The organism is Vreelandella sp. 162(4c) (assembly GCF_058152265.1).
The window spans coordinates 5,111,564-5,136,199 of the sequence record NZ_CM176981.1 but is presented as its reverse complement, the minus strand read 5'-3'; the positions used below and the strand labels follow the sequence as shown (position 1 = coordinate 5,136,199).

Sequence of the window (24,636 nt, the reverse complement as noted above, 5' to 3'; positions counted from 1 at the left end):
AATCAGTGGTATCCCTCGCCTACACGTACCTTGCCGCGGAACACCCAATAGGTCCAGGCGGTATAGGTCAATATAATCGGGATAACGAATACCATACCTACCAGCAGGAACAGCTGTGACTCCGGCGAAGAAGCCGCATCCCACAGCGTATAATCCGGCGGCACGATCACCGGCCATTTACTGACGATCAGGCCTAAATAGGTGAAGACATAAATGCCGATAGTGGCCAGGAAAGGCACCCCTTCACGCCGTTTTTGCACCGAACGGAAAACCACAAAAGCGCAAGCCAAGGCAGCAAATGGGAAAACCCAAATCAGTTGAATATTGCCGAACCAGCGCTCCCAGACCAAAGGATTCACAAACGGCGTCCAGAGGCTAATCACCGCAAAAACAAACAGCACCAGTGCCAGGAGCAGTGGAGTGATTTTATAGGCCCAATCCTGCACATGCCCCTCTGATTTCAGTATTAGCCAAGTTGCTCCTAACAGCGCGTAGCCTGCCATCAAGCCAAGCCCCGTTAGTACCGAGAAAGGCGTTAGCCAGTCAAAGGCACCGCCCACATAGGCAAAATCTTCAACCGGAAAGCCCTGGATATAGGCTCCTACCACGGCACCTTGCGCAAAGGCGGCAACCGCCGACCCCCAGCAAAAAGCGCGGTTCCACCAGCGGCGGTTACGGCGAGATTTAAAGCGAAATTCAAAGGCCACGCCACGGAAGATCAAGCCTGCTAACATTAAGAAAACGCCGATGTAAAGCGCAGGCAAGAACACCGAGTAGACCAGTGGGAAAGCGCCTAATAGCCCAGCCCCGCCGAGCACTAGCCATGTTTCATTGCCGTCCCAAATTGGCGCCACCGAATTCATCATCACATCCCGAGCATCTTCATCGGGAGCAAAGGGGTAGAGAATACCCAACCCCAAATCAAACCCATCCATAAGCACATACATCATGATGCCGAAACCGATGATGAAGGCCCAAACTAACGTTAGATCAAACATTTCCATGTCTAGCTCCTCACCGGGTCAACGTCATCATCAAAAGGTGTATGCGCCGCCGACATAGGCCGCATGGGGCGCTTGAAGTTCTCGTCGGTGGTTTCGCGTTCCTCTTCCGGCAGCATGCCGTTACGCACCACACGGGTGAGGTAATAAATGCCCGCGTAAAACACCACGCCGTAGACCAAGGCATAGCCAATCAGCGTAAACAGCGCCATAGGGCCGGTGAGCGACGGGGTTAAGCCCTCGGCATGGGTCATCATGCCGTACACCAACCAAGGAGAACGGCCTGACTCTGTGACGATCCAGCCCGCCAAAACAGCCACAAACGGCATGGGAATCATTGCCGTCAGGCCTTTTAAGAATAGACGTTTGTCATAGATACGCCTTTTGCGGCGCAACACCAGCCCCGTCAGCGCCACCGCAATCATTAGCAGACCAATCCCTACCATAACTCGGAAGCCCCAGAAGACGATCAGCACTGGCGGCTGCTCTTCAGGCGCCGCTTCATTAATCCCCGGCACCTCCCCATCAACAGAGTGAGTCAAGATAATGCTGGCCAAGTTCGGAATAGCCAGCTCAAAGTGGTTGGTTTGTGCTTCCTGGTCAGGAATGGCAAACAGCAGCAGCGGCACATTGCCAGAGGTTTCCCAGTGCCCTTCCATGGCAGCCACTTTAGTCGGCTGGTGCTCCAGGGTGTTTATGCCATGAAAATCGCCGATGACGGCCTGAGTCGGTGCCAAAAAAAGCAGCAGCCAGAGGCACATAGAGAGAGCTCGGCGATTCGCTTCCGGGTCTCGATCGCGCAACAGAAACCAAGCACTCACCCCAGCGACAACGAAGCCACCGGTCAAGAATGAGGCAACGGCCATATGCATAAAGCGGTAAGGAAACGACGGATTAAAGATCGCCTCGCTCCAGGAGGTCACGTGGAAGCGGAAGTCAACTAACTCTACGCCCGCAGGGGTATGCAACCAGCTGTTAGCGGATAGAATCCAGAAAGAAGAAATAAAGGTGCCCACCGCCACCATAATGGCAGCAAATAAATGAACCCCTTGAGGCACCTTACCGCGGCCGAATAGCAGGACGCCCAGGAAGGCTGCCTCTAAGAAGAACGCGGTGACAACTTCATAGCTGAGCATGGGGCCGAGGAAATTCGAAGAGGCCTGGGAAAAGTTGCTCCAGTTAGTGCCAAACTGGAATGACATAACGATGCCTGACACCACCCCCATCCCAAAGACAACGGCAAACACCTTTGTCCAGAATAGCGAGAGACGATCCCATGCAGGGTTCTTCGTTGTGAAGAACAGACCATGGAGCAGCGCAATATAAGACGCTAGACCAATCGTAAATACGGGGAAGATAGCGTGAAACGACACAACGAATGCAAATTGCAATCGCGATAAAACCAGCGGATCAAGTTCCATTTCACTCTCCTAAGACCTGAATCGATATCCCATCAATGGGCTAACACAAGCTTAGTTGAGCCTTTATGGCAGTGCACTTTTAGTTATAAGCACTAAGCTTATTTCTTTACGCTAGTTTTTTACACTACTTATTCCTGCGTTACTTTGCTTCACGCAACTTAGCTTCCGTCACTAGCGCCCCTCTTGGACAGCCATTGTATTACAGTAGCCGGATGTCTAAGATGGGTCGCATTGACGCACCAATTACCCTTGCGGTGCGGTATGGCAAAGTAGACATTATCGCGACATAATAACGACGCTGACCATATAGCTGGTGTACGCGACAAACAGCGCCAGCAGAATCCCCCCCTCCAAGCGATTAATGCGCCGCGGACGACCACGCCAAGAAAACGCAAACAGGATCATCAGCAGCGTCATACCGGTCATCACGCTCCAGTCGCGCACGAGCACCTCTCGCCCCGCCTCAATCGGCGCAATGACACCGGCGAGGCCGACCACCGCCAAGCTATTAAACAGGTTAGACCCAACCACGTTGCCTAGCACCATATCGTGCTCTTTTCGACGCAGGGCAGTAATCGAGGAAGCAAGCTCAGGGAGCGACGTCCCGATGGCGACTACGGTCAAACCAATAATCAAATCGCTCACACCAAAGCGCAGTGCAATTTCAACGGCTCCCCACACCAGAAGCCGCGAACTAGCGATAAGCAGCACCAACCCCACCAGCGTCCACATGATGGCTTTACCGCGAGACATCGGCTTGCTATCCAGGGTTTCAGCGACCTCAGACACCAGCGCATCGTCGGACTGATTGCGAGAACGCAGAATGCTCACAACGATAAAGACAACCAATGCCAGCAACAGGCCAACGGCCTCCCAACGCGCGACGAATCCATCCAGCAGCATTAGGCCCGTTGCTAACATGACCAGCATCAATATCGGCATCTCTTTACGGATAACGCTAGAGTGCACCGACAGTGGTGCAACAAGGGCTACCAAGCCGAGAATTAAACCGATATTGGCAATATTTGAGCCATAAGCATTCCCCACCGCCAAACCTGGATTTCCATCCAGCGCCGCCAGCACGGATACCATCATTTCCGGCGCCGAAGTACCAAACCCAATCACCAGCATACCGATCAATAGGGGTGACAAACCAAGCCAACGAGAGGTTGCCGCCGCGCCGTCGATAAATTTCTCAGCGCTCCAAACCAGTAAGATCAATCCAACTACAACTGCTAATGTGGGAAGCAACATTTCATTTCCTTCATGACATAATGATCGGTACTGTTTATAGGTTGTGCTTCTGAGCAACACTTCATTGCAACGGCAGTAAGATGCTATTACTAGCAATGCCTGCCACTATGATGGCGACACTAGCACGTAAACCTGACGCGGAAGTACGCGGCCAATCAGGTCGAATCTAACTGTTCGCCATTGCGCCGCAGCATCGTTGTCTAAACTAACCCATTGGTCAAGCGGCTAGACTATGTTTTTAAACATTATTTCAGTGACATAGACTTGCTAAAATGCGTGTTTGACATGCTTAATCCGCCACATCCTAGTAGTTTTGCTAGGGGTTCGCACTGAGAGTTTTGGTTTTTGCGCCCACAAAAATTGATTAAGCGCCGTCCACTGCCCGTCAACGCCCCCATTGTTGACAGCTTGCCGCCTGAGGTTAGAACTCAGCGACGGCGTTTGCGTGCCTGCCACGAATGCGACTGGGTATCCGCGCTACCGCCGTTAAATTCTGGCGAGAAAGCAAGCTGTCCACGCTGCTCACACGTGTTGGTTAAGCGCCATCGCTACCCCGCTCAGCGCAGTATGGCCCTGGCCATCGCCTCGCTTGTCGCACTAATGCTGGCAGTGTCGTTTCCGTTTATTAGCTTTACGGTCAGCGGAGTAAGCAACCGCATCGAGCTGACCCAGACCGCCACCACACTGATTGGCTTTCACCAACCCGTGGTGGCTATCGCCGTCATTATGACCATAGTGGTGCTGCCAGCCGTGTATTTGCTTGGCGTTCTTTGGCTTCAATTTGGACTACTTCGCGATCGCCCCCTGCCGTTTAGTCGCGATATTGCACGCTCACTGGCGCATTTAACGCCGTGGATGATGGCCGATGTCTTTATTATTGGCGCCTTGGTAAGCCTGATAAAAATAGCGGGCCTGGCCGATGTGGAAATAGGTATCTCCTTCTGGGCGTTTTGTGCATTTGCGCTGCTGCTGCTGATGACAAGCCAGTCCCTGGATGCCGATTGGATGTGGTTCTCGCTTGAGGGAGAACCACTGGCTCCCGAAGGTACCCGGACAGGCCTACCCGCTGGTGAACAAGGGCTGACCGGCTGCCCAACCTGCGGACTGATTAACCGCCTATCGCCCCAGGGCCATGGGCATTGCATTCGCTGCCATGAAAAGCTTCATCAGCGGCTTCCTAACAGCTTGCAACGCACCTGGGCACTGCTGGGCGCCTCTGCCATTATGTATATTCCAGCCAATATCTACCCCATTATGACTACTACTAGCCTAGGCAACTCCTCGCCTTCGACGATTATTGGTGGCGTTGTTCAACTGATCCAGATGGGCTCCTGGCCGATCGCAGCGGTTATCTTTATCGCCAGTGTTATCGTACCTGTAGGTAAACTCGTTGCGCTAACTTGGCTTTGTTTGGTGGTTAAGCGTAGCAGTGCGCTCAATGCTCAAAGTCGCACGCGGCTGTATCGTCTAACAGAATTTATTGGTCGCTGGTCAATGGTCGATGTCTTCGTGGTGGCTATCTTAGTGGCACTGATTCGCGCTGGCTCCCTGATGTCAATTACGCCAGGCCCTGCGTCGCTCGCCTTCGGCGCCGTGGTTGTGTTAACCATGCTTGCAGCAATGACCTTTGACCCGCGCTTAATTTGGGATACCCCTCTTCCACATCGTCACCCTCTTCTTCGCCGTAAAGCGGCCACCAAGGAACCTGTTGATGGCTAACGAAACAGAATCGTCAAACACTGACCCAATTAACGATCAGGAGCTAAATAAGGCCAAAACATCGCGCCAGACCAGATTATCGCCCATTTGGGTGGTACCGATCGTCGCGATTGCTATTGGGTTATGGCTGGTTTACGACAATTACGCTAGTCGTGGAACTCAGGTGACGCTGACCATGGAGAGTGCTGAAGGCATTGAGGCGGGCAATACGCTGATTCGCAGCCGTAATGTTGAAGTAGGCCGCGTACAAAGCGTGCGCCTGTCTGACGACCTTTCCCATGCAGTGCTGACCGCTCGTATTCAGCCGGAAGTGGAGGACCTTCTGCGCGAAGATACCCGCTTTTGGGTGGTTAAACCGCGCATTGGCCGTGAAGGTATTAGTGGGTTGGGTACCGTGCTCTCTGGCGCTTATATACAGCTTGAGCCAGGCACAGAGGAAGCACCACGGCGAGAATTCCCCGTTAGCGATATCCCCCCTGTTGCACCCGCTGGCCAAGCGGGACTGCGTCTTAGCTTGACGAGCCAGTTAGGTAACTCACTACGCGTCGGTGACCCGGTCTCCTATCAGGGCTACACCGTGGGACGCATCGAAGAAAATAGTTTCGAGCCTGAGTCACGCACCATGCAGCACCAGCTATTTATTGAGGAGCCATATACAGACTTAGTCACCGACAGCACTCGCTTCTGGACCTCTAGCGGTGTCGATTTCCGCTTAGACGCCGACGGCGTTCGGGTTAACGTTGAGTCATTGGAAGCGCTGCTGGGTGGCGGCGTTACTTTCGGCGTGCCCGAAGATCTGCCCATGGGTCAGCCGGTTGAAGCCAACACACGGTTCACTCTCTACGCTGATGAGGATGCCGCTCGGGAAGGAACCTTTAATCGTTATTTGGAGTATGTACTGCTGGTCGATGAAACGGTACGCGGACTCTCTAAAGGCGCACCGGTAGAGTTTCGCGGGGTACGCATGGGCACCGTTGCTGCCGTACCCTGGAACTTTACCGCTCCGCAGCCCGACTCACGGGCACGCTTTGCCATCCCCGTACTGATCAGAGTCGAACCTCAGCGCCTAGGGATCGAAAATAGCGATATTGACCTGGAAGAGTGGAAGGCGAGATTCCAACGCATGTTCGGCCTCGGACTACGCGCCTCGCTAAAAAGTGGCAGCCTGTTAACGGGCGCTCTGTTTGTAGACTTGAACTTCCACCGCGACCTTGCCGATGAGTATGTCGCCGAGCGCTTCTCAGATCGAGATGTCTTCCCCACCGTAGCCGGCGGCTTTGCTCAGATACAGGCCCAGGTAACCGATCTACTTGAGAAACTAAACGCCCTTGAGGTTGAACCGCTGTTAACCGGTTTGGATAGTAACCTTCAAGCTTCTGAGAGCATGCTGAATGAGGTTCGCGACGTGAGCGCCTCTCTTAATCAATTGCTCAATGATCCTGAAACCCAGGCTGTGGGCGGCAACCTCAACGCAACCCTGGAGGAATTGCGCAGCACGCTACAGGGGCTATCGCCGTCATCGCCGGCCTATCAAGAGCTGACAACCGCCATTGAGCGACTGGATCGCTTGATGCGTGACCTGCAGCCTTTGACTCGCACGCTCAACGACAATCCCAGAGCACTGTTGTTTGATAATCTGGATGCTCAAGACCCCATACCGCGTGCGCCACGTGATTAAGGAGCGAACGATGTTTACATGGATGAGATATTCACTGCTGCTGATCTGCTTGTTGCTATCCGCCTGCGCCAGCAGTGTCACGCCCCCCGCTCGCTATATGCTGCCAAGCGACCCATTGGCTAGCACACCCCGCCAGCCCGAGGGTACGCTTATAGTGAGCGCACCACGGCTAGCCCACTACCTGGATGTCGACGGCATTGTGATGCAGCTAGACGACATTACACTGAATGCCGCTCGGGAACACCAGTGGGCAGAAGGCTTAGGCAGGCAATTAGAGCGGAGAGTGCGCGCCAATCTATCCAAAGCGTTGCCAACACTTAGGGTTATGCGTGGTGAAGGTGATCAATCCAACGCCCTCACCCTGCGCCTGAACGTAGATCAATTCCAGGGCCGCTTTGATGGTATCGCCGTGGCTAGCGGCCAATGGCAATTGCTAAACGATGCCGGCGAGCTGTTAGAGATGGAAACTTTCTATGCCGAAACGCCTCTTGCAGAAGATGGCTATCCCGCCCTGGTGCGTGCATTAAGTGATAGCTGGGATCAAGCTGCCGAACTTATCGCCACTAAAATACGTCAGGGCGATTATTTTGATTAATCAGTGCTTTTCTAAACTGAGTTTGCTGCACTACGCTTAATGCTAACCCTCTCAGGGATGTCAATATGCCAGCTGAACCAAGCCAGACCACGGGTCTGCCCGCTGAACAACTACGCGATGCCATTAACGCCCTAATGCATACCGTAACGGCACTGCTTGAGGGCGAACCGACTCAAGGAGTCCTCGAAACGGCTTTAAATAGCCACGATGCTCTGCGCGATCAGTTAGCAGCCCAGGCTCACGATGCCACAACGCTAGCCGCGCTTCAGCGCATTGAGCAGTTTATTACTATTCAAGCTGGGCACTATTATCAAATGGCTAGCGTCGATTTTGATGAACAGCAAAACAGTCGTTTTCTCACCCTCTTTGCGCGGCAACTACTGGGGCTCGACGGCATAGGACCAGCCACGGCCCGCCAACTGTTTCAACTTGGTGTTTTCACCCCTGAGCACTTTTTTACATTAGCCCCCAAGGAAGTGGCCCAGCTTGATTTGCCTGCGGCTACTTTAGCGCGGTTAATCCCACTGCATGCCCAGGCCCCATCGCTGGAACGATTCAGCGAAACAAGCTGAGGCCCTATAACCGTGTTACACTACTCGGCTTATTACTGACACGTAGTTTTCTGGTGTGTCCGTGCACACCAGGATGATAGTGCTGCTTGGCGCTATAACCTTCACGTCTCCTGTCACGGTCATCCACGGCTACCCAACGACCATCGCGGCACACTGAATTATCTGGCAGACTTCGCTGCCGCGAAGGTGAATCAACCTCGCTTTTTGAACATTACATCTAGTGATAACAGCCACTTACCGGTATTAACTCACTAGGTGACTGCGGAGAACGCATGAGCTTTTCTGAACTTGGCCTGCACGCCGATTTATTACGCGCTGTTACAGCGCAAGGTTACACCGAGCCTACCCCGATACAACGACAGGCTATCCCCGTCGTACTAGAAGGTCGTGACATGCTGGCCAGCGCCCAAACCGGCACGGGTAAAACCGCTGGTTTTACGCTGCCAATGCTGCAACGTCTAAATACCGGCAAACGACCTACAAAGCGTCAGGTACGTGCACTGGTGCTAACCCCTACCCGTGAGCTTGCCGCTCAAGTAGGCGAAAGCGTGTCGACCTACGGTCAACATCTGGCACTGCGCTCCCACATTATTTTTGGTGGCGTTGGCCAGCAGCCTCAAATCGATGCCCTAAAAGCCGGTTTGGATGTACTTGTAGCTACCCCTGGCCGCCTGCTGGATCTTCACCAGCAGGGGCATGTGGATCTCTCCTGCGTTGAGATTTTAGTGCTTGATGAAGCTGACCGTATGCTGGATATGGGCTTCATTCACGACATTAAGCGCCTGCTGCGCCTGGTGCCTAAAAAGCGCCAAAACCTGCTGTTCTCGGCGACATTCTCTAACGAGATCCAAACCCTGGCACAACAGTTGCTGGATAACCCGGCGATGATTGAGGTAGCGCCACGGAATGCCACAGCCGACAAAATTGAGCAGGCCATTTACCGTGTCGACCGCGAGAAGAAGCGCGAACTGCTGGCTCACTTAATTCAACAGAACGGCTGGTTCCAGGTTCTGGTATTTACGCGCACCAAACATGGCGCTAACCGCCTTGCAGAGCAGCTCTCCAAGCAGGACATCCCTTCCATGGCGATCCATGGCAATAAAAGCCAGGGAGCTCGCACTCGCGCGCTAACGGCATTTAAGAGCGGCGACCTGCAGGTACTCGTGGCCACCGATATCGCTGCTCGCGGCCTGGATATCAATGAGTTGCCCCACGTCGTCAATTTTGACCTACCCAACGTGGCGGAAGATTATGTCCACCGCATTGGCCGCACAGGCCGTGCGGGCAGCAATGGCGAAGCCGTTTCGTTGGTGTGTGTCGATGAAGATGCCCTGCTGGGCAATATTGAGCGGCTAATCAAGCAGAAGCTAACAAAGCACATTGAACCTGGCTTTGAGCCCGACCCCAGTATCAAACCTGAGCCCATCGAGAATGGTCGACGCAACCAACGTCAGCCTCGCGCCAAACGCAAGCCCGAAGGCCAGAGTGCCAATACCGGCGGCGAGCGTAAACGCCGCGCGCGGCGCTAGCTCAGAGCGCAGGAATATGCGAAGGTGTCGCCTTTGCATATTCCAAGCCGCTGTTTCCAGCAGCTATTTTAGCCAATACTTTTCACGGAGTGATTATGGCGTCTTCTCAACTGATGGCCGAGTATCGCCAATGGCTGACGTTCCAACGTCAAGAGCAACTCAGCCGCGAACATCAAGGGATCGTGCAGCGTTTAGAGGACGCCCGTGCGTCAGCTAATCAGGTGCTTCAAGCCTACCGCAGTATGGCTGAAAAGGCCTCGACCGAAGGGGCCTGCTACCGCACGATTTTCTTGCGTCAACGGGATGACAACCACGCCCTCCCCTGCGAAGGCTGGCTTTTTGTACGCCGAGTACTGAGCGAAGGCAATAGCACCCGCGTACGTGTCACCCTGCTTGAAACTTTTACCCTTGAAGATGGCATCATGGCGCCGGGCGATAAACCTGCTCGCAAGCTTACATTAGAAATATTTGACCAGTTGAATATGGATAAAGGCATGCGCACAAACGTCAGGGTCGACTGTCTGGACACTCCCCAGGATTACCACTTTATTACGCTACTCGATGCCGTTCGCGGAGACTTGCGTCCCCAGCTTAAGTAAGTACTCGTATGGCAACGCGTCGCTCGATTACGTTTATTTTGCTGATGGTCGTGGTGGGGCTTAATTTACGCCCCGCCATGTCTTCGGTTGCCCCACTGCTTACTCGCCTGCAAGAAAGCGCGGGGCTTTCCGCTACCGCTGCGGGGTTACTCACCACGCTACCCGTGCTGTTTTTAGGCCTCTCCGCCCCGCTTGCCCCTGCCCTGGCTAGACGTATAGGCAGTGAACGGGCGCTAAGTTCGGCATTGGCGCTACTGGCTGCGGGGTTGGTTTTACGTGGTTTACCTTTCCCCGGTGGGCTCTTTATTGGCTCGGCGATGGCAGGCTGTGCGATCGGCATTGGCGGCACCCTGCTACCGGCCCTGGTTAAGCGTGAACTTCCCGATAGTGCCGACCTGCTTACCGGTTTATACACCATGGCGCTCTGCTTAGGTGGCGCCTTAGGGGCTGGGTTTAGCGTCCCATTAACGCAACTGCTCGGCAGTTGGCAGGCGAGTTTGATGAGCTGGTCACTGCTGGCGCTGCTCGCACTGGTGCTTTGGCACTTCCAAATGCCCCGAACCACAATGACCAACACGCCGACAGCGCCCAAAAGCGGTATTTTACGGCTTCTTAAGCAACCGCTTACCTGGCACGTCATGCTGTTCATGGGCATTCAATCGTCCATGGCGTACATCGTATTTGGCTGGCTGCCTACTCTGCTGGTTGATCGCGGTTATAACGAGGCCGATGCGGGCTGGACAATGGCGGTGTCGATTATGTGCCAGCTAGCCTCCGCGCTAGGCGCGCCCTGGCTTGCACGAATGGGGCGTGACCAGCGTCCCGCGCTATTGGCTGTGCTGCTTAGCACCGCCATTGGCCTATGGATGCTACTTATTGCGCCATTAGTGTGGCAATGGCCAGGCGCCGCTTTACTGGGTATCGGTCAAGGTGGCAGCTTTAGCCTGGCACTGAGCCTACTCGTCTTACGCACGGCCAACTCCCGCCTTGCCGGTCAGCTTTCTGGGCTGGTTCAGGGCGGTGGTTATACACTGGCAGCACTTGGGCCTTTTGGTGTGGGAGTTATGCTGCAAACAGGCGCCAACACATCACAAATCGCTTGGTTATTGATTATTCTGATCACGGTTTGTTGTGGCTTTGCGCTACTGGCGGGCCGTAATCAGCGTCTAGATGACCAGAGCGGCGAACTTTTGATACAGCGCGTAAGACCCACTTAGCAGGTTTCGCACAAAGCCCCAGGAGATGGCGATGATCCCTCACTCCCCTCTTGCCAGCAGCGTTCCCGCCCAAGAGCGAATATTAGTCATTTACACCGGCGGCACTATCGGTATGCAACAGCATGCTGAAGGGCTTGCGCCTAGCGGTGACTTTGCCACTCGCATGGCAAAGGCCCTGAGCCAGCTACCGCTTGCCCAACAGCAATCCCTTCCACCTTATAAGGTCGTCAGCTACACCACGTTGATTGACTCAAGTGCGGCCACCCCGCTCACTTGGCAACAGCTCGCCCAGGATATCGACGACCGGCTAACGGCCTTCGCCGGTTTCGTGATTATTCACGGCACTGACACACTCAGCTGGACCGCTTCCAGCCTCGCCTATCAACTCCAGGGGCTAGATCGGCCAGTGGTCGTCACGGGCTCGATGTTGCCACTAGAATCGCCCGACAGCGATGCCTTGCACAATTTGCACGGCGCGCTGCAGTTCGCTGACAAGCCTGAGCTCCAAGAAGTGGCGATTTACTTTGCAGGGCAATTGCTGCGGGGTGCCCGCGCCATTAAGCAGCACAGCGAAGCAGCCAACGCCTTCGCAAGCCCTAACTACCCACTGCTCGGCGAGCGGGTAGGCGACGATTTCGTTTATTACCCCAGCCGTGGGCTTGGCCTGCAGCAGCGTGGCGCGCCACGTTTCGAGCTCCCCGACTACCGCCTGGTCAATCAGGGAGAGATCGTGCGCATCGCTCTTTGGCCGGGCGTAGCAGCCTGGCAGCTGGATGCTTGGTTGAGTGATTCACGGGTAAAAGGGGCGTTACTTCAGCTCTGGGGCGCGGGCAACCTCCCCGACGATCCCCACTTGCTTAACGTACTTGCCAGAGCCACCGGCGAAGGCAAACTGCTTGCCGCCATTAGCCAGTGCCCGCAGGGCAGTGTCCACCTGGGTGCTTATGCGGCAGGTCACGGCCTGAGCGATGCAGGCGTTGTGGCAGGCGATGATATGACGCCGGAGGCGGCGTTCACCAAGCTAGCCCATTTACTGGCCCAGCCACTCGCGTTAGAAGATCAACGACAGCGCTTTTTAACACCACTGGTTGGCGAACGTTGATCAAACAAAGGCTTTTGTGTGCTGGCGCAGACTGAGAATCAAGCTATGTTATAGGGAGCATTCTAACCGTTTGAAGGAGCAACAGATTATGGAAAAGCCGGTACACCATTTCAGCGAACTATTCGAGCAGTTGGGATTGGCATCTGATGCAGCTTCAATCGAGCGCTTTATCCAGCGCAACGCCCCACTTCCGGAAACGATGCCATTGTCTGAAGCTCCCTGCTGGAACGAGGGCCAGGCAGAATTTCTGAAAGAAGCCGTAGATGAAGATGCCGACTGGGCAGAGGTCGTTGACCACCTTGACGCCTCAATGCATAAACCACAATAAGTCGGTGGCCTGATCACCAATGCGCTGCTAAGCGGCGCTACTGATTTAAACGTGCCTCAACGCGCTCAAGAATTTGTCGGCTGACTTTGCCGACTAGTGGCTTGGCCGCTTTGTTGACGGCTTTCTCCATTAAGCGGTTGCGAATTTCATAGCTCAACGTTAATGCCACTTCGGTACCTTCTGGCACCTCGCGAAGGCGATAACGTCCCTGGTTCTTCACACCATCCAAGGACTCCCAGGCAAGCACATAAGGCGGCTGAACCTCGGTAACCATGACATCAAACGCCCAGTCCATGCCCACGGCACGTACGTGCCAGCGGTAACGGTTTTCGCCCAGCGTTTCTATTGAGCGAATCAGATCCGAGTAATCGGCAAAATCCTCGACACGACGCAATAGTTCAAACACTCGTTCGGGCGGAGCGTTAATGATTTCACTATGTTCAATAGTTGCCATTGGTTCGCCTCTAACGACATGGATGGATAGCGTAGCATGTTGATATTCATGCTGCCCGCCTACGCACTTTTTTACTTCAACCAGGTACATGGTCAGCGCTAGAACTGGTCAGACTAACGGCTATTGCGTAAACTGCCGCCCTTCCGGACCGGACCCCGGAACGCCGCGTCAGCTAAACGCTGCTCGCGATTAATAAATTCTCCGACAAAGAGTGTTTTCTCATGTCATCAATACCCCCAGTGGCGGCTGATACAGCCACCACAACCGTCGTTATCTATTCCGGTGGAATGGACTCTTTTACCGTGCTTCATCGCGCGCTGCGAGAAGGGCTTAGCGTACACGCGCTTTCGTTTGACTATGGTCAGCGGCATGCTCGCGAACTCGACACTGCACGCCAAGTGTGCGCCTCGCTGGGGCTACCCCATCAAGTAGTCGATATTCGCGCCATACACGGCCTGATTGATCATTCGGCGCTCACCAATCCAGACCAAGCAATGCCACAGGGCGACTATGATGCGGACAACCTGCGCGCTACCGTCGTACCCAATCGCAATATGATCTTGCTCTCCCTGGCGATTGCCAAGGCTGTGAACATTGGCGCAGAACGAGTCGACTACGGTGCCCATGGCGGCGACCACATTCTCTACCCCGACTGCCGCCCCGAATTCGTCGAGGCAATGAACCATGTCGCGGGCATCGCCAACTTCGAGCCAGTGAAGCTACACGCCCCTTATCTCAAAGTAAGCAAGGCCGACATACTGCGTGAAGGCTTGGCAATGGGATTGGATTACCGCCATACCTGGACCTGCTACGAAGGCCGTGAACTTGCCTGCGGCGTATGCGGCAGCTGCCGCGAGCGGCTGGACGCCTTTGCCGCCAACGGTGTTACCGATCCATTGGCTTACAGCGTAGACAGCGCAGTAGGTCAGCGCTGATGTATCAGGTCAAAGAAGCCTTTTACACCCTCCAGGGGGAAGGTGCTCAAGCGGGCAGAGCGAGCGTTTTCTGTCGTTTCAGCGGCTGCAATCTGTGGTCGGGCCGTGAAATTGATCGGGCGACGGCTAAATGCACCTTTTGCGATACTGACTTTATTGGCACTAACGGCATCAATGGCGGCAAGTTTGCTACTGCTACCGCCCTTGCTGAACACATTGCCGGGCTCTGGCCCAGCCAACTCGGTGACGCCAAGTCGCACGCGACGCCCTATGTGGTGTTTACCGGCGGCGAGCCGCTGCTGCAGCTTGACGCAGCGCTGATTGCCACACTGCATAGCCATGGGTTTGAGGTGGCCGTCGAGACCAACGGTACGCTGGCTCCGCCACCAGGTATTGACTGGCTATGTGTCAGCCCTAAGGGTAGCAATCCGCTAGCCATTACCCAAGGCGACGAGTTAAAGCTTGTCTACCCTCAGGTGGACGCTCCCCCGGAGCAGTTTTCAGGCCTAGGGTTTCGCCACTTCTTTCTACAGCCGATGGATCTTGCCCCTCTCAATCAGGATAAGACCACCGTTGCTGAAGCGACCGCCTACTGCATGGCTAACCCCCAGTGGCGCCTATCGCTACAAATGCACAAATTAGCAGGTTTTGATTAATGTCCCTATTCGTGAACCAACTGACCCATATTGACGTTTCCCTTTGGTGTTCCGAGCGCGGCCTAGTAGGCTGCAGCTGGCAGGTGGACGCAGTGCTGGATGGCGAGCTGGGCGAAGATGGCATGCTGTTCGATTTTGGTGAAGTCAAGCCGTGGATCAAGCGCACGCTAGACAGCGGCCTCGATCATACTCTGCTGGTACCTACTCAGGCGCCTGGGGTCACGGTGACGGAGTGCCCCGAAGGTGTGTGCGTGCGAACCACCACGCCCTATCCGATGGAAGTGCGCGGCCCCAAGGAGGCGTTTAGCCTGCTGCCGTGGCAAACCATTGAGCTTGACACGGTCGCGGAGCACTTAAGTCAGCAGCTGACTGAAGAACGGCCTGAGAATGTCCATCAGGTTACCCTTACGCTTAGCGACGAGGCCGTCGATGGCGCTGCCTATGGCTACTCGCACGGCCTGAAGCGCCATTTAGGCAACTGCCAGCGTATCGCTCACGGCCACCGTTCACGGCTACACATCTTTCAGCAAGAGCTGCGTCAACCTACGCTCGAACAACAGTGGGCCGCATGGCTGGAAAATCGCTACCTGCTTGAAGAGGCGGATATCACCTCACGGGATAACGATTTCCTTACCTGCGGCTATCGCGCCGCCCAAGGTGATTTCTCCATTACGCTGCCACAGTCGCTATGCGCAGTCCTCCCCGGCCCCACCACGGTAGAAAATATCGCCGCCTGGCTGGCAAAAGAGGTTGCCACGCAAAGCGGCGTAACCACGCGTATCCAGGCCTTTGAGGGCATCAACAAGGGCGCGATTGCCGTATGTTCACCTAGTCCAAGTGCTAGGCTATGAGTGAAGGGTGTCGTGCGGGGTGTGGCGCCTGCTGCATCGCGCCTTCAATTAGCTCAGCTATCCCCGGCATGCCTGAGGGCAAGCCGGCGGGCGTTCGCTGCGTGCAGTTAGACGAGGATAACCTGTGCCGTTTGTTCGGGGATCCGAGCCGCCCCAGGGTCTGCGAGCGGTTTAACTTTGACGCTAGTGTGTGCGGCGAGAACCGGGAAGAGGCGCTCGCCACCTTGACGTGGCTGGAGCAGGACACCCGTTAAAGAGCACCCTGCTTTAGCTTATCAACCTTCAGCGCCTACCGGCCGAGGCAAACGGCGATCCAACAAGCTGATCCAACGGGTTAGCACCGGCGCATCGCTGTGGCTGACTTCGCTCAATAACTGCCTAAAACTCTCTTTCGCCTGCTGGTCGTTGGGCTCAATACGCGTCAGCCATAGTTCAAGGGCCGCTAGCTCCTGGTGGCGATTGCCGTGCTCGCGGGACTGGTTTATCGCCATCTCAGCCAATGCCTTGACTTCATTGGCGGGGTGTCCAAGCAGATCACGCACTTTAGCCAGTTGGGTGGCTAATTCGGGCAAAAATAGCGTGGTACGCTCACGGGCAATCACCAAGCACTGATCGAGGTACTCCTCTGCGGCATTTAACTCGCCTAGTTCAATGCAGGCATCCGAGTACCACAGCACCGGCCGCTGGTAGCGGTCACGGCCGTTCAGCTCCGCCATCTGATCCAGGCTCTCGCGTAACTGAGTCAACCCGGTAGTATCACCAGCCAAAGCTCGTTGCCAACCAAGAATACACTGGCTGGATATTTGCCACAGCTGTAAATCGGGCGTTCCGGTCATTGCCGCCGCCCGCTCCGCATGCCGCGCGGCCAAATGGACGTGGCCTAGCTGACGATAGAGCGCAGCGGCAAATAGCAGCGCCAGCGCCAAGGTACCGGGGTGAGCAATCTTCTCCGCCAGCCGAATCGCCGCCGAAACTTGCCGCTCGGCACGCTGATAATCACCACGCAGGCAGAGCGCCCAGCCCTGAAAGCAGGCGGCTGAAACTTGTGGATGATCAGAGAACGGTAGCCACTCGATCATCATTTGCGCATTGAGCGGATCGATTTCATCTAAATGGTCGTGAGCCTGCTGAATGCGACCCGCCCAGTACTCACAGTTGGCCCGGGCATAATCGGCCAACCGACGATAGCGAGGGTCTTCAAGGCGTGAAGCAAGATCAGCGAGCGTCGACGCCAGTGCAAAGGCATCGGCATGAGCATAGCGCTGGCTACGCCCCACCCAAAGCCCCCATTTGACTAGGAATATCTGCTCAAGATCTTCTGGATCCTCCAATCTATCGGTACCCGATTCGCGCAGCAGTTCCCTCGCACGCACAAAGCTTTCGTGAGCGGTAGGCGAGCCGTGGCCCTCAAGTGAGAACGCCGCCTGACCACGCACGGTGAGCAGACTTACTTCACGCTCAATCTCATGCTCAACGTGGCGCAAGCTCGCCAAACCGAAATCGGCCATGCGTAGCGCGGTTCGGTTGGCGCTCACCTTGAGCGCTTCACGGGCGGCCAATTCGAAATAGCGTGCACCACGGGCATAATGACCGCTCCGGCGCAGGTGAGTGGCAAAATCGCCGGGGTGGCGACTAATCCAGACAGGGAAGCGCTCCTCTATTAGGGTCACTACCTGTTGGTGCAGCTTGACCCGCACATCCCGCGGGCAAGAAAGGTAGGCAGCTTCTTGCAGCAACTGGTGGCTAAACTGATATTCGTGCTCGCCGCTCTCTTTATCGACCGGCTCGACAATCTCCAGCGCCCGCATATGTTCGAGAGCCTGGTTAAGTCGCCCTTTTTCCCAGCCGCTACACTCCAGTAGGAAATCCAACCGGAAACGCTTACCCAGCACTGCCGCTACGTGGGCAATTTCGCGGTCACCCTCAAGCTGATCAATACGGCTTGCCAGCAGCCCTAACAACCCCTTGGGCAGTTCATCGAACTGGACACTACGCCCTTCGCGACGATCCATATCCAGACGCCGGCAAATTTCCTGCATATAGAGCGGCACGCCATCGCAGCGCTCAATAATCTGGTTACGTAACCGTGGGCTCAAATGAATGCGGTAGCGCCGTGACAGCTGTGACAATAGCCGTGAAGACTGCTGCGGATCCAGATTCCCCAAACTAATCTGTTGATCCCAATGTAGCTTCACCGGCAGCAGTTCTCGGCCGTGGTGGCTAGCCACCAACATGAAGGCGGTATTGATAGGTAAACGTGCCTGAAGCCCCGCGAGCACTTTAAACGACGGCTCATCAAGCCACTGTAAATCATCGACCATCAGCACCAGGGTATGAGTGGTCGCCTGGCGCTCGATTAAGCGGTGCAGCAACATCACCACCAATTCAACGGCTTCACCGCTTTGGGCAAGCTGGGTGATCTCCTGAACTTCGTGCACCCCAAGCGCCTCTTCCAACAGGTGCTGACGCTCGGGCGTAAGCTGGTCAAACTCAAGCGTTGCCTGTAGCTCGTGAATCGCCTCGATAGTCAGCGGTTGCTTGAGATACCAGCCCACCAGAGTCCGGGCAACGCCGTAGGGATCTAGCACCGACAGCCTCGTGGTGGGCTGCCAGCAAATTGCCGCATCGCGACTAAGCTCTAACTGGCGGAAACCGACCATCAGCGCCGATTTTCCCATGCCAGATGCCCCACGAACTAACACGCTTTGACGCAAACCTATACCTGCCCGCGCCAACGCATCGCGCAGCGTACGCAGCGAGGTTTCACGCCCAACCAGGCTAGGCGGCAGTGCATCGCGACCGCCTTCGTTTAGGCCCAGCACTAAAGCGCGCAGTCGAACGCGACCATCGCTAGCCACCAAACGCGATACCAAGCGTGGCTGTAGATCAAGCGCGGGCGGCATGTGCTGACTGGCTTCTTGTGAGATAACCAGCTCACTGCCTTCAGCTGCGCTCATTAGCTCCAGCGAGGTTTGGGTGACTTGCCCCAGCGGGTCCGCCAATTGCCGCTCGGGCAAGTAGACGACTTGCCCACTGTGCAAACCAGCAGCTAACTCAAATTGCGGCACTTCGCCTTCGCCAGACCAGTGGCGAGCACTCTCCTGGGGAAGCGCCTGACGGCAGTGCTCATAGAGCGCCACTAACTCAGCCAGTTGGTGAGCAGGCCCATGGGTACCGAAACACGCCAGCCCCAAGCCGCCAGTGGCGCCAGGCAGCCAGAAGCCGCCCAAGTGATGGCACTGCTGCTCTAGCCATCGCAACAGCTCTAACTGCAGAGTGAGGCAATGTCGGGTCGCGGCTCGGTCTTGCCACTCCCCTTTCAGGCGCAGCCGGATAGCCATCACGGAAAGTTGGCGCAGCTCAATCTCATCTTCACGCAGCGGTTTACTGTCTGCCGCCAGCGCGCGGGAAAACGCGCCCTGGGGACTCATCATGCGCGGATCATGGTGGCCGTCAGACCAGTAGTTTGCCAACTGTAAGAAGCTAGGTTCAGGCTGCTGGCCTGACAACGCCAATAGCTGCAAGTAGCTATTATACTGCTCGTGCGCGGCGGCCATTTGATTCTGTTCAACCAGTTGGCGAACCAAGCGCTCATGAAACGGGCCATAGCCGGAAAAGCGACTGACCAGTGTTTCCAGGATCAGATCAGGCACATCGGTATGTGCTTCGAGTACTTGTTCAGCAAAACGAATGACGCGCTGGCGCCACTCATTGCGCACCTGGACTAACCAGCGCTGAAACTCACTACAGGTGGCCAATTGAAGTTCTTCAATCAGGTCACCTTGGTAACAGGTCATCAGTGCTTCCAGGGTATCCAAGTCGCGCGGCCCTTCAAGCAGTTGTTGCAGTGTATGCAGGTCGACTTTCCAATTGGCCGGAAGCTGGAAGGCAATCGTTTGCCGGGAGACGCTTAATACTTGGTCGGCGCTCTCCCCCAACGACTGGCGTAAACAGTGCAGCGCGTGACGCAGGTTAGTTCTGCCTGAGGATAACCCTTGGTCAGGCCACAGCAGTTCGGCCAGCGCGGCGCGGTTAACCGGCTGACGATGCAGCAGCAGATAAACGAGCAGCGCCTTCACTTTGTCGTAGCTAAAGTGGGTTAATACGTCTTCGCCCTGGGTAAGCGAAAAGTGACCAAAGAGAGTTAACTGGTCTGTCTCACGAGCATCGCGCATGATAAACATCCTGCCGGGCTAAGCGGGTTAAGCTGGCACACCGCTATGGAAACGAAAAGCCGTATCGGGCGTAGTAATCAGCTCCGCTTCACGCGCTACAAAAAAAGCGATCCGCTCATCAATAGAGCCCGATGTCTGCTGGCGAGCCAGTAATAGGTAGTCCTCAAAGTGACGGCCTTCTGACTTCACCAGGGTGCGATAAAACTTGGCGAGCTCTTCATCTAAATACGGAATCAAGCAAGCGAATCGTTCGCAACTACGCGCTTCGATAAGGGCGCCAATGATGAGCACATCGATTAACCGTTCGGGATCATTGCTGCGCAGGTGTCGCCTAAGGCCTTCCGCGTAGCGTGAAGCGGTCAAGTGTTGGTAGGTCACCCCACGCGCCTCCATGAGCGCAACCACTTGCTCGAAATGGAGCAACTCTTCGCGCGCCAATTGCGACATTTTGCTTAGCAGAAGTGGCTGATCGACGTAGCGATAGAGCAAACTCATGGCGGTGGAAGCGGCTTTTTTTTCACACTGAGCGTGGTCGACCAGCAGCGTTTCAGGATTCTCTAACGCCCATTGCAGCCACGCCTCAGGTGTTGCACAGGCCAAAAACTGGTGCAAACTTTCCGGCAGCAGATCATCCGCTTTCACCGCATGATCAGCCGTTTGTAAGGCATTCTTTTGTTTAGAGGGCGGAAGTGTACCGGGTTGTATCAACATAACACCATTACCGAGATTATATCTCACTATTGTACAACATATAAGCGCGCAAGGCGCTTACAGTTCCCTGTTGAATTGCGTTCTTCATACCCTGAATCGCTTATTACTAATGTAGTTGCGCGCTTAAAAATGCTCCACACACTTTTAATCAGCTCGCTTACGTAAGTACCACAGCAGTTAGATAGCGCTAAGGTCATAAAGTGAGGACTATGGTAACGCGCTGTAACGACAATCACACCTGCACAACCTGTGGTTAGCCCGTAAATGGGGAAAAAACTTTCCTGTTTTTACGCCAATAGGCTAATAAAAAGCGTTTTTTTGATCCGTTTAAATCAAGGTATCAACATAAAGTACAAGAGTCGTCTTTGCTTGCCAGCTTAACATTGTCGACAGTTTGCCGTAGAATCGCAGCCATCCAACCACACGCTGTTTGTCAAGCGTATGTCATATGTGATCGGCTCCACTCTACACCCACTGCGCGGCCACCACCGTGCACCGTGCAGGCCATCACCATAAAGTAAATGAAACGTGAATGAGAGGGCCCCAACGTGCTTGAAGCTTACCGCCAACATGTCGAGGAACGTGCAGCTGAGGGCGTCCCGCCCAAACCCCTAAACGCCGAACAAGTAGCCTTACTGGTTGAGCTGCTGAAGACGCCACCGGCCGGTGAAGAGGAGTTTATCCTCGACTTAATCACCAACCGCGTTCCGCCGGGCGTTGACGAGGCAGCTTATGTAAAAGCAGGCTTTCTTACCGCCATTGCGAAAGGTGAAGCGAGCTCTCCGCTGATCGACAAGATTCACGCCGTCAAGCTACTGGGTACCATGCAGGGTGGCTACAACATCGTTTCAATGGTAGAGCTACTCGATAACGAGGAGCTTGCCCGAGAAGCAGGCGAGCAGCTCAAGCACACACTGCTGATGTTCGACGCCTTCCATGATGTGGAAAGCCGCGCCAAGAACGGCAACAGCGTCGCTAAAGAGGTTATTCAGTCCTGGGCAGACGCCGAGTGGTTCCTGTCTAAGCCGGCACTGGCTGAAAAAATCACCTTGAGCGTGTTTAAAGTCCCGGGCGAAACCAATACCGATGACCTGTCTCCCGCGCCGGATGCCTGGTCACGTCCGGATATTCCGCTCCATGCCAACGCCATGCTCAAAAACGAGCGCGACGGCATTGAGCCAGTGGTTCCAGGTACCACTGGCCCGCTCAAGCAGATCGAAGACGTTAAAGCCAAAGGCTTTCCCGTCGTTTATGTAGGCGACGTAGTCGGCACCGGCTCATCGCGTAAGTCAGCCACTAACTCGGTACTGTGGTTCTTCGGCGACGATATCCCCTACGCTCCTAACAAGCGCGCTGGCGGTTTCTGCTTTGGTAGTAAAATTGCGCCTATTTTCTTTAACACCATGGAAGATTCGGGCGCCTTGCCGATTGAGATGGACGTCACCAACCTGAATATGGGCGATGTCATCGATGTTTACCCCTACGCAGGTAAAGTGTGCAAGCACGATAGCGACGAGGTAATCACCACCTTCGAGCTTAAAACGCAGCTGATTCTGGATGAAGTACGCGCTGGCGGCCGTATTCCCCTGATCATTGGCCGTGGTTTGACTGGCAAGGCGCGTGAGTCACTGGGCCTGCCCACCTCTGACGTTTTCCGCCTACCTGACCAGCCTAAAGATACCAGCAAAGGCTTCACCTTAGCGCAGAAAATGGTCGGTAAAGCGTGCGGTTTAGAGGGCGTTCGTCCCGGCATGTACTGCGAGCCCAAGATGACTACCGTTGGCTCGCAAGACACCACCGGCCCGATGACCCGTGATGAGCTGAAAGACCTTGCCTGCCTGGGCTTCCAAGCCGACCTAGTCATGCAGTCGTTCTGCCACACCGCGGCTTATCCGAAGCCCGTAGATGTGGATACTCACCACACCCTGCCCGACTTCATCATGAACCGTGGCGGCGTTTCGCTGCGCCCCGGTGACGGTATCATCCACAGCTGGCTCAACCGCATGCTGCTGCCTGATACGGTGGGCACCGGCGGTGACTCGCACACCCGTTTCCCGCTCGGCATCTCATTCCCGGCGGGTTCAGGCCTGGTAGCGTTTGCCGCGGCCACCGGCGTTATGCCGCTGGATATGCCGGAGTCGGTACTGGTTCGCTTCAAGGGCAAGCGCCAGCCTGGTGTTACGCTACGCGATTTGGTTCACGCTATTCCGCTCTACGCCATCAAGCAAGGCTTGCTGACCGTTGATAAATCCAACAAGAAAAATGCCTTCTCCGGGCGTGTGTTGGAAATCGAAGGACTTGAAGATTTAACCGTTGAGCAAGCCTTCGAGCTTTCTGATGCGTCCGCCGAGCGCTCCGCCGCTGGCTGTACCATTACGCTGTCTGAAGAGAGCGTTGCCGAGTACTTGAAGTCCAACATCACCCTGTTGAAGTGGATGATGGGCAACGGTTATGGCGATGAACGCACCATTAGCCGTCGTATTGAAGGCATGGAAGCGTGGCTGGCCAACCCCAGCTTGATGCGTGCCGACCAGGATGCCGAGTACACCGAAGTTATCGAAATTGATCTGGCTGAAATTAAAGAGCCGGTTCTTTGTGCACCGAATGACCCGGACGATGCGCGCCTGCTGTCTGAAGTCGCTGGCCAGAAAATCGACGAAGTCTTTATCGGTTCATGCATGACCAACATCGGCCACTTCCGGGCTGCTGGCAAACTGCTTGAGAAGCAGCCTGCCGGTAGCTTAAAAACCCGGCTGTGGCTGGCACCACCGACGAAAATGGATCAGCATCAGCTGACTGAAGAGGGCTACTACGGTATTTATGGCCGTGCCGGTGCCCGTATGGAGATGCCGGGTTGTTCATTGTGTATGGGTAACCAGGCCCGCGTTGCCGCTAAGAGCACCGTGGTGTCTACGTCTACACGTAACTTCCCGAACCGTTTGGGTGACGGTGCCAATGTGTACCTCGCCTCTGCGGAACTGGCGGCCGTTGCCGCAGTAGAAGGACGCCTACCCAGCGTTGAAGAGTATCAACGCTATATGGGTGAGTTTGACGCTATGGCGGGCGAGATTTATCGTTATATGAACTTTCACGAGATTGAGGAGTATCAAAAGATAGCCTCAAACGTGATTCCGGTCGCTCAAGAAGCCTAACGCTTGTTAAGCACTTGAGATAGACCGCCCCATCGCCGATGCTCGCACCATCGCAGAAGATGTGACACGTTGCATTTTCTGAGTCGATGACCGAACGCCCCGCCACTGTTTTACAGGGCGGGGCGTTTTTTATGCTCTACCTTTCTAAACTGTCCGGTAATCCAACAGTGTTTACCCTTAGGAGCTTGTGATGACGAAGTCGATTGATATAGTGACGCCCGATCTCTGCGATGCGCATCCAGAGGTTGCGGTGCTTGACCCGTTATTTGCCAATTTTGGCGGGCTTGAAGCTTTCTATGGCCCTATTCGTACAATCAAATGCTTTGAAGATAACTCCATGGTGAAACAGGCCGTTGCCGAGCCGGGTAACGGCGCGGTGCTGGTGGTGGATGCGGGTGGTTCGCACCGCTGCGCCATGCTGGGGGATATGCTCGCCGAGCAGGCCGTCGCCAACGGCTGGGCAGGGATCGTTATGTACGGCTGCGTGCGCGATGTGGATATACTAGCCGCCCTGCCGATTGGCGTTCAGGCGCTAGGCAGCCATCCGCGCAAAAGCGAAAAACGCGGCGAAGGACAACGCGATATTGACGTCACCTTTGCTGGTGTTACTCTGCAGCCTGGACAGTGGCTGTATGCAGATAACAACGGCATTATTGTTGCCGAGCAAGAGCTGCCACTTTCCTAACA

At 55.2% G+C, this 24,636-nt stretch carries 21 protein-coding genes; 15 read left to right on the top strand and 6 right to left on the bottom strand.

Features of this window, described 5'->3' with window-relative positions:
* Positions 1-2 precede the first annotated feature (2 nt).
* The 3 genes from cydB to AC4EYZ_RS23700 all read right to left on the bottom strand — a co-directional run bounded on the left by cydB (position 3) and on the right by AC4EYZ_RS23700 (position 3,676).
* The gene (gene cydB, locus AC4EYZ_RS23710) at positions 3-1,004 is read right to left on the bottom strand and encodes a cytochrome d ubiquinol oxidase subunit II (RefSeq protein ID WP_009286907.1); all 1,002 of its coding nucleotides are present in this window, start codon (positions 1,002-1,004) and stop codon (positions 3-5) included.
* Between the two features lie 2 nt (positions 1,005-1,006).
* On the bottom strand, positions 1,007-2,422 hold the full coding sequence (locus AC4EYZ_RS23705; RefSeq protein WP_474191857.1) for a cytochrome ubiquinol oxidase subunit I: 1,416 nt from the start codon (positions 2,420-2,422) through the stop codon (positions 1,007-1,009).
* A 276-nt stretch (positions 2,423-2,698) separates the two neighbouring features.
* Positions 2,699-3,676, bottom strand: coding sequence for a calcium/sodium antiporter (locus tag AC4EYZ_RS23700; RefSeq protein ID WP_027957440.1), 978 nt, complete (start codon positions 3,674-3,676; stop codon positions 2,699-2,701).
* Between the two features lie 345 nt (positions 3,677-4,021).
* On the opposite strand from AC4EYZ_RS23700, the gene AC4EYZ_RS23695 reads away from it, so the two are divergent.
* The 9 genes from AC4EYZ_RS23695 (at position 4,022) to AC4EYZ_RS23655 (ending at position 13,015) form a co-directional block, all read left to right on the top strand.
* On the top strand, positions 4,022-5,395 hold the full coding sequence (locus AC4EYZ_RS23695) for a paraquat-inducible protein A (RefSeq protein ID WP_009286909.1): 1,374 nt from the start codon (positions 4,022-4,024) through the stop codon (positions 5,393-5,395).
* On the top strand, positions 5,388-7,073 hold the full coding sequence (gene pqiB, locus AC4EYZ_RS23690) for an intermembrane transport protein PqiB (RefSeq protein WP_022523274.1): 1,686 nt from the start codon (positions 5,388-5,390) through the stop codon (positions 7,071-7,073). Before AC4EYZ_RS23695 ends, pqiB begins: the two co-directional genes overlap by 8 nt.
* Before the next feature lie 10 nt (positions 7,074-7,083).
* Complete coding sequence (locus tag AC4EYZ_RS23685; RefSeq protein ID WP_022523273.1) at positions 7,084-7,668, top strand: PqiC family protein; 585 nt, start codon at positions 7,084-7,086, stop codon at positions 7,666-7,668.
* A 65-nt stretch (positions 7,669-7,733) separates the two neighbouring features.
* Positions 7,734-8,240 (top strand): helix-hairpin-helix domain-containing protein, encoded by a 507-nt coding sequence (locus AC4EYZ_RS23680; RefSeq protein WP_022523272.1) that lies wholly within the window; start codon positions 7,734-7,736, stop codon positions 8,238-8,240.
* A 272-nt stretch (positions 8,241-8,512) separates the two neighbouring features.
* Positions 8,513-9,769 carry a DEAD/DEAH box helicase gene (locus AC4EYZ_RS23675; RefSeq protein ID WP_009286911.1) on the top strand — a complete coding sequence of 419 codons (1,257 nt, stop codon included), beginning with the start codon at positions 8,513-8,515 and terminating at the stop codon, positions 9,767-9,769.
* Positions 9,770-9,864: 95 nt separating this feature from the next.
* Positions 9,865-10,368, top strand: coding sequence for a hypothetical protein (locus tag AC4EYZ_RS23670; protein ID WP_022523271.1), 504 nt, complete (start codon positions 9,865-9,867; stop codon positions 10,366-10,368).
* A gap of 8 nt (positions 10,369-10,376) precedes the next feature.
* Positions 10,377-11,585, top strand: a complete 1,209-nt coding sequence (locus AC4EYZ_RS23665; protein WP_022523270.1) for an MFS transporter — start codon at positions 10,377-10,379, stop codon at positions 11,583-11,585.
* 25 nt (positions 11,586-11,610) lie between these two features.
* Positions 11,611-12,687, top strand: coding sequence for an asparaginase (locus tag AC4EYZ_RS23660; protein ID WP_009286913.1), 1,077 nt, complete (start codon positions 11,611-11,613; stop codon positions 12,685-12,687).
* An 88-nt stretch (positions 12,688-12,775) separates the two neighbouring features.
* A complete protein-coding gene (locus AC4EYZ_RS23655; RefSeq protein ID WP_022523268.1) occupies positions 12,776-13,015 on the top strand; it encodes a DUF2789 domain-containing protein in 240 nt (79 codons plus the stop codon).
* A 37-nt stretch (positions 13,016-13,052) separates the two neighbouring features.
* Here the strand turns inward: AC4EYZ_RS23655 and AC4EYZ_RS23650 are convergent, their stop codons facing one another.
* The gene (locus tag AC4EYZ_RS23650) at positions 13,053-13,469 is read right to left on the bottom strand and encodes an SRPBCC family protein (protein ID WP_022523267.1); all 417 of its coding nucleotides are present in this window, start codon (positions 13,467-13,469) and stop codon (positions 13,053-13,055) included.
* Between the two features lie 221 nt (positions 13,470-13,690).
* Here AC4EYZ_RS23650 and queC point away from each other — a divergent pair, with 221 nt between their 5' ends.
* The 4 genes from queC to AC4EYZ_RS23630 are packed head-to-tail and all read left to right on the top strand — an operon-like array spanning position 13,691 to position 16,165.
* Entirely contained in the window at positions 13,691-14,404 is a 714-nt protein-coding gene (gene queC, locus AC4EYZ_RS23645) for a 7-cyano-7-deazaguanine synthase QueC (protein WP_022523266.1), read from the top strand.
* Positions 14,404-15,060 carry a 7-carboxy-7-deazaguanine synthase gene (gene queE, locus AC4EYZ_RS23640; protein ID WP_022523265.1) on the top strand — a complete coding sequence of 219 codons (657 nt, stop codon included), beginning with the start codon at positions 14,404-14,406 and terminating at the stop codon, positions 15,058-15,060. Before queC ends, queE begins: the two co-directional genes overlap by 1 nt.
* The gene (locus AC4EYZ_RS23635) at positions 15,060-15,911 is read left to right on the top strand and encodes a 6-carboxytetrahydropterin synthase (RefSeq protein ID WP_022523264.1); all 852 of its coding nucleotides are present in this window, start codon (positions 15,060-15,062) and stop codon (positions 15,909-15,911) included. Before queE ends, AC4EYZ_RS23635 begins: the two co-directional genes overlap by 1 nt.
* Positions 15,908-16,165 carry a YkgJ family cysteine cluster protein gene (locus AC4EYZ_RS23630; RefSeq protein WP_022523263.1) on the top strand — a complete coding sequence of 86 codons (258 nt, stop codon included), beginning with the start codon at positions 15,908-15,910 and terminating at the stop codon, positions 16,163-16,165. Before AC4EYZ_RS23635 ends, AC4EYZ_RS23630 begins: the two co-directional genes overlap by 4 nt.
* A gap of 21 nt (positions 16,166-16,186) precedes the next feature.
* On the opposite strand, the gene AC4EYZ_RS23625 is transcribed toward AC4EYZ_RS23630, so the two are convergent.
* Together AC4EYZ_RS23625 and AC4EYZ_RS23620 are read right to left on the bottom strand one after the other, a co-directional pair.
* Complete coding sequence (locus tag AC4EYZ_RS23625) at positions 16,187-20,086, bottom strand: ATP-binding protein (RefSeq protein ID WP_022523262.1); 3,900 nt, start codon at positions 20,084-20,086, stop codon at positions 16,187-16,189.
* Between the two features lie 27 nt (positions 20,087-20,113).
* Positions 20,114-20,797, bottom strand: a complete 684-nt coding sequence (locus AC4EYZ_RS23620) for a MiaE family protein (RefSeq protein WP_022523261.1) — start codon at positions 20,795-20,797, stop codon at positions 20,114-20,116.
* Between the two features lie 548 nt (positions 20,798-21,345).
* Between AC4EYZ_RS23620 and acnB the strand changes: the two genes are divergently transcribed.
* Positions 21,346-23,949, top strand: coding sequence for a bifunctional aconitate hydratase 2/2-methylisocitrate dehydratase (gene acnB, locus AC4EYZ_RS23615; protein WP_009286917.1), 2,604 nt, complete (start codon positions 21,346-21,348; stop codon positions 23,947-23,949).
* A gap of 190 nt (positions 23,950-24,139) precedes the next feature.
* A complete protein-coding gene (gene rraA / locus AC4EYZ_RS23610; RefSeq protein WP_022523259.1) occupies positions 24,140-24,634 on the top strand; it encodes a ribonuclease E activity regulator RraA in 495 nt (164 codons plus the stop codon).
* The last annotated feature ends 2 nt before the right edge of the window (positions 24,635-24,636 follow it).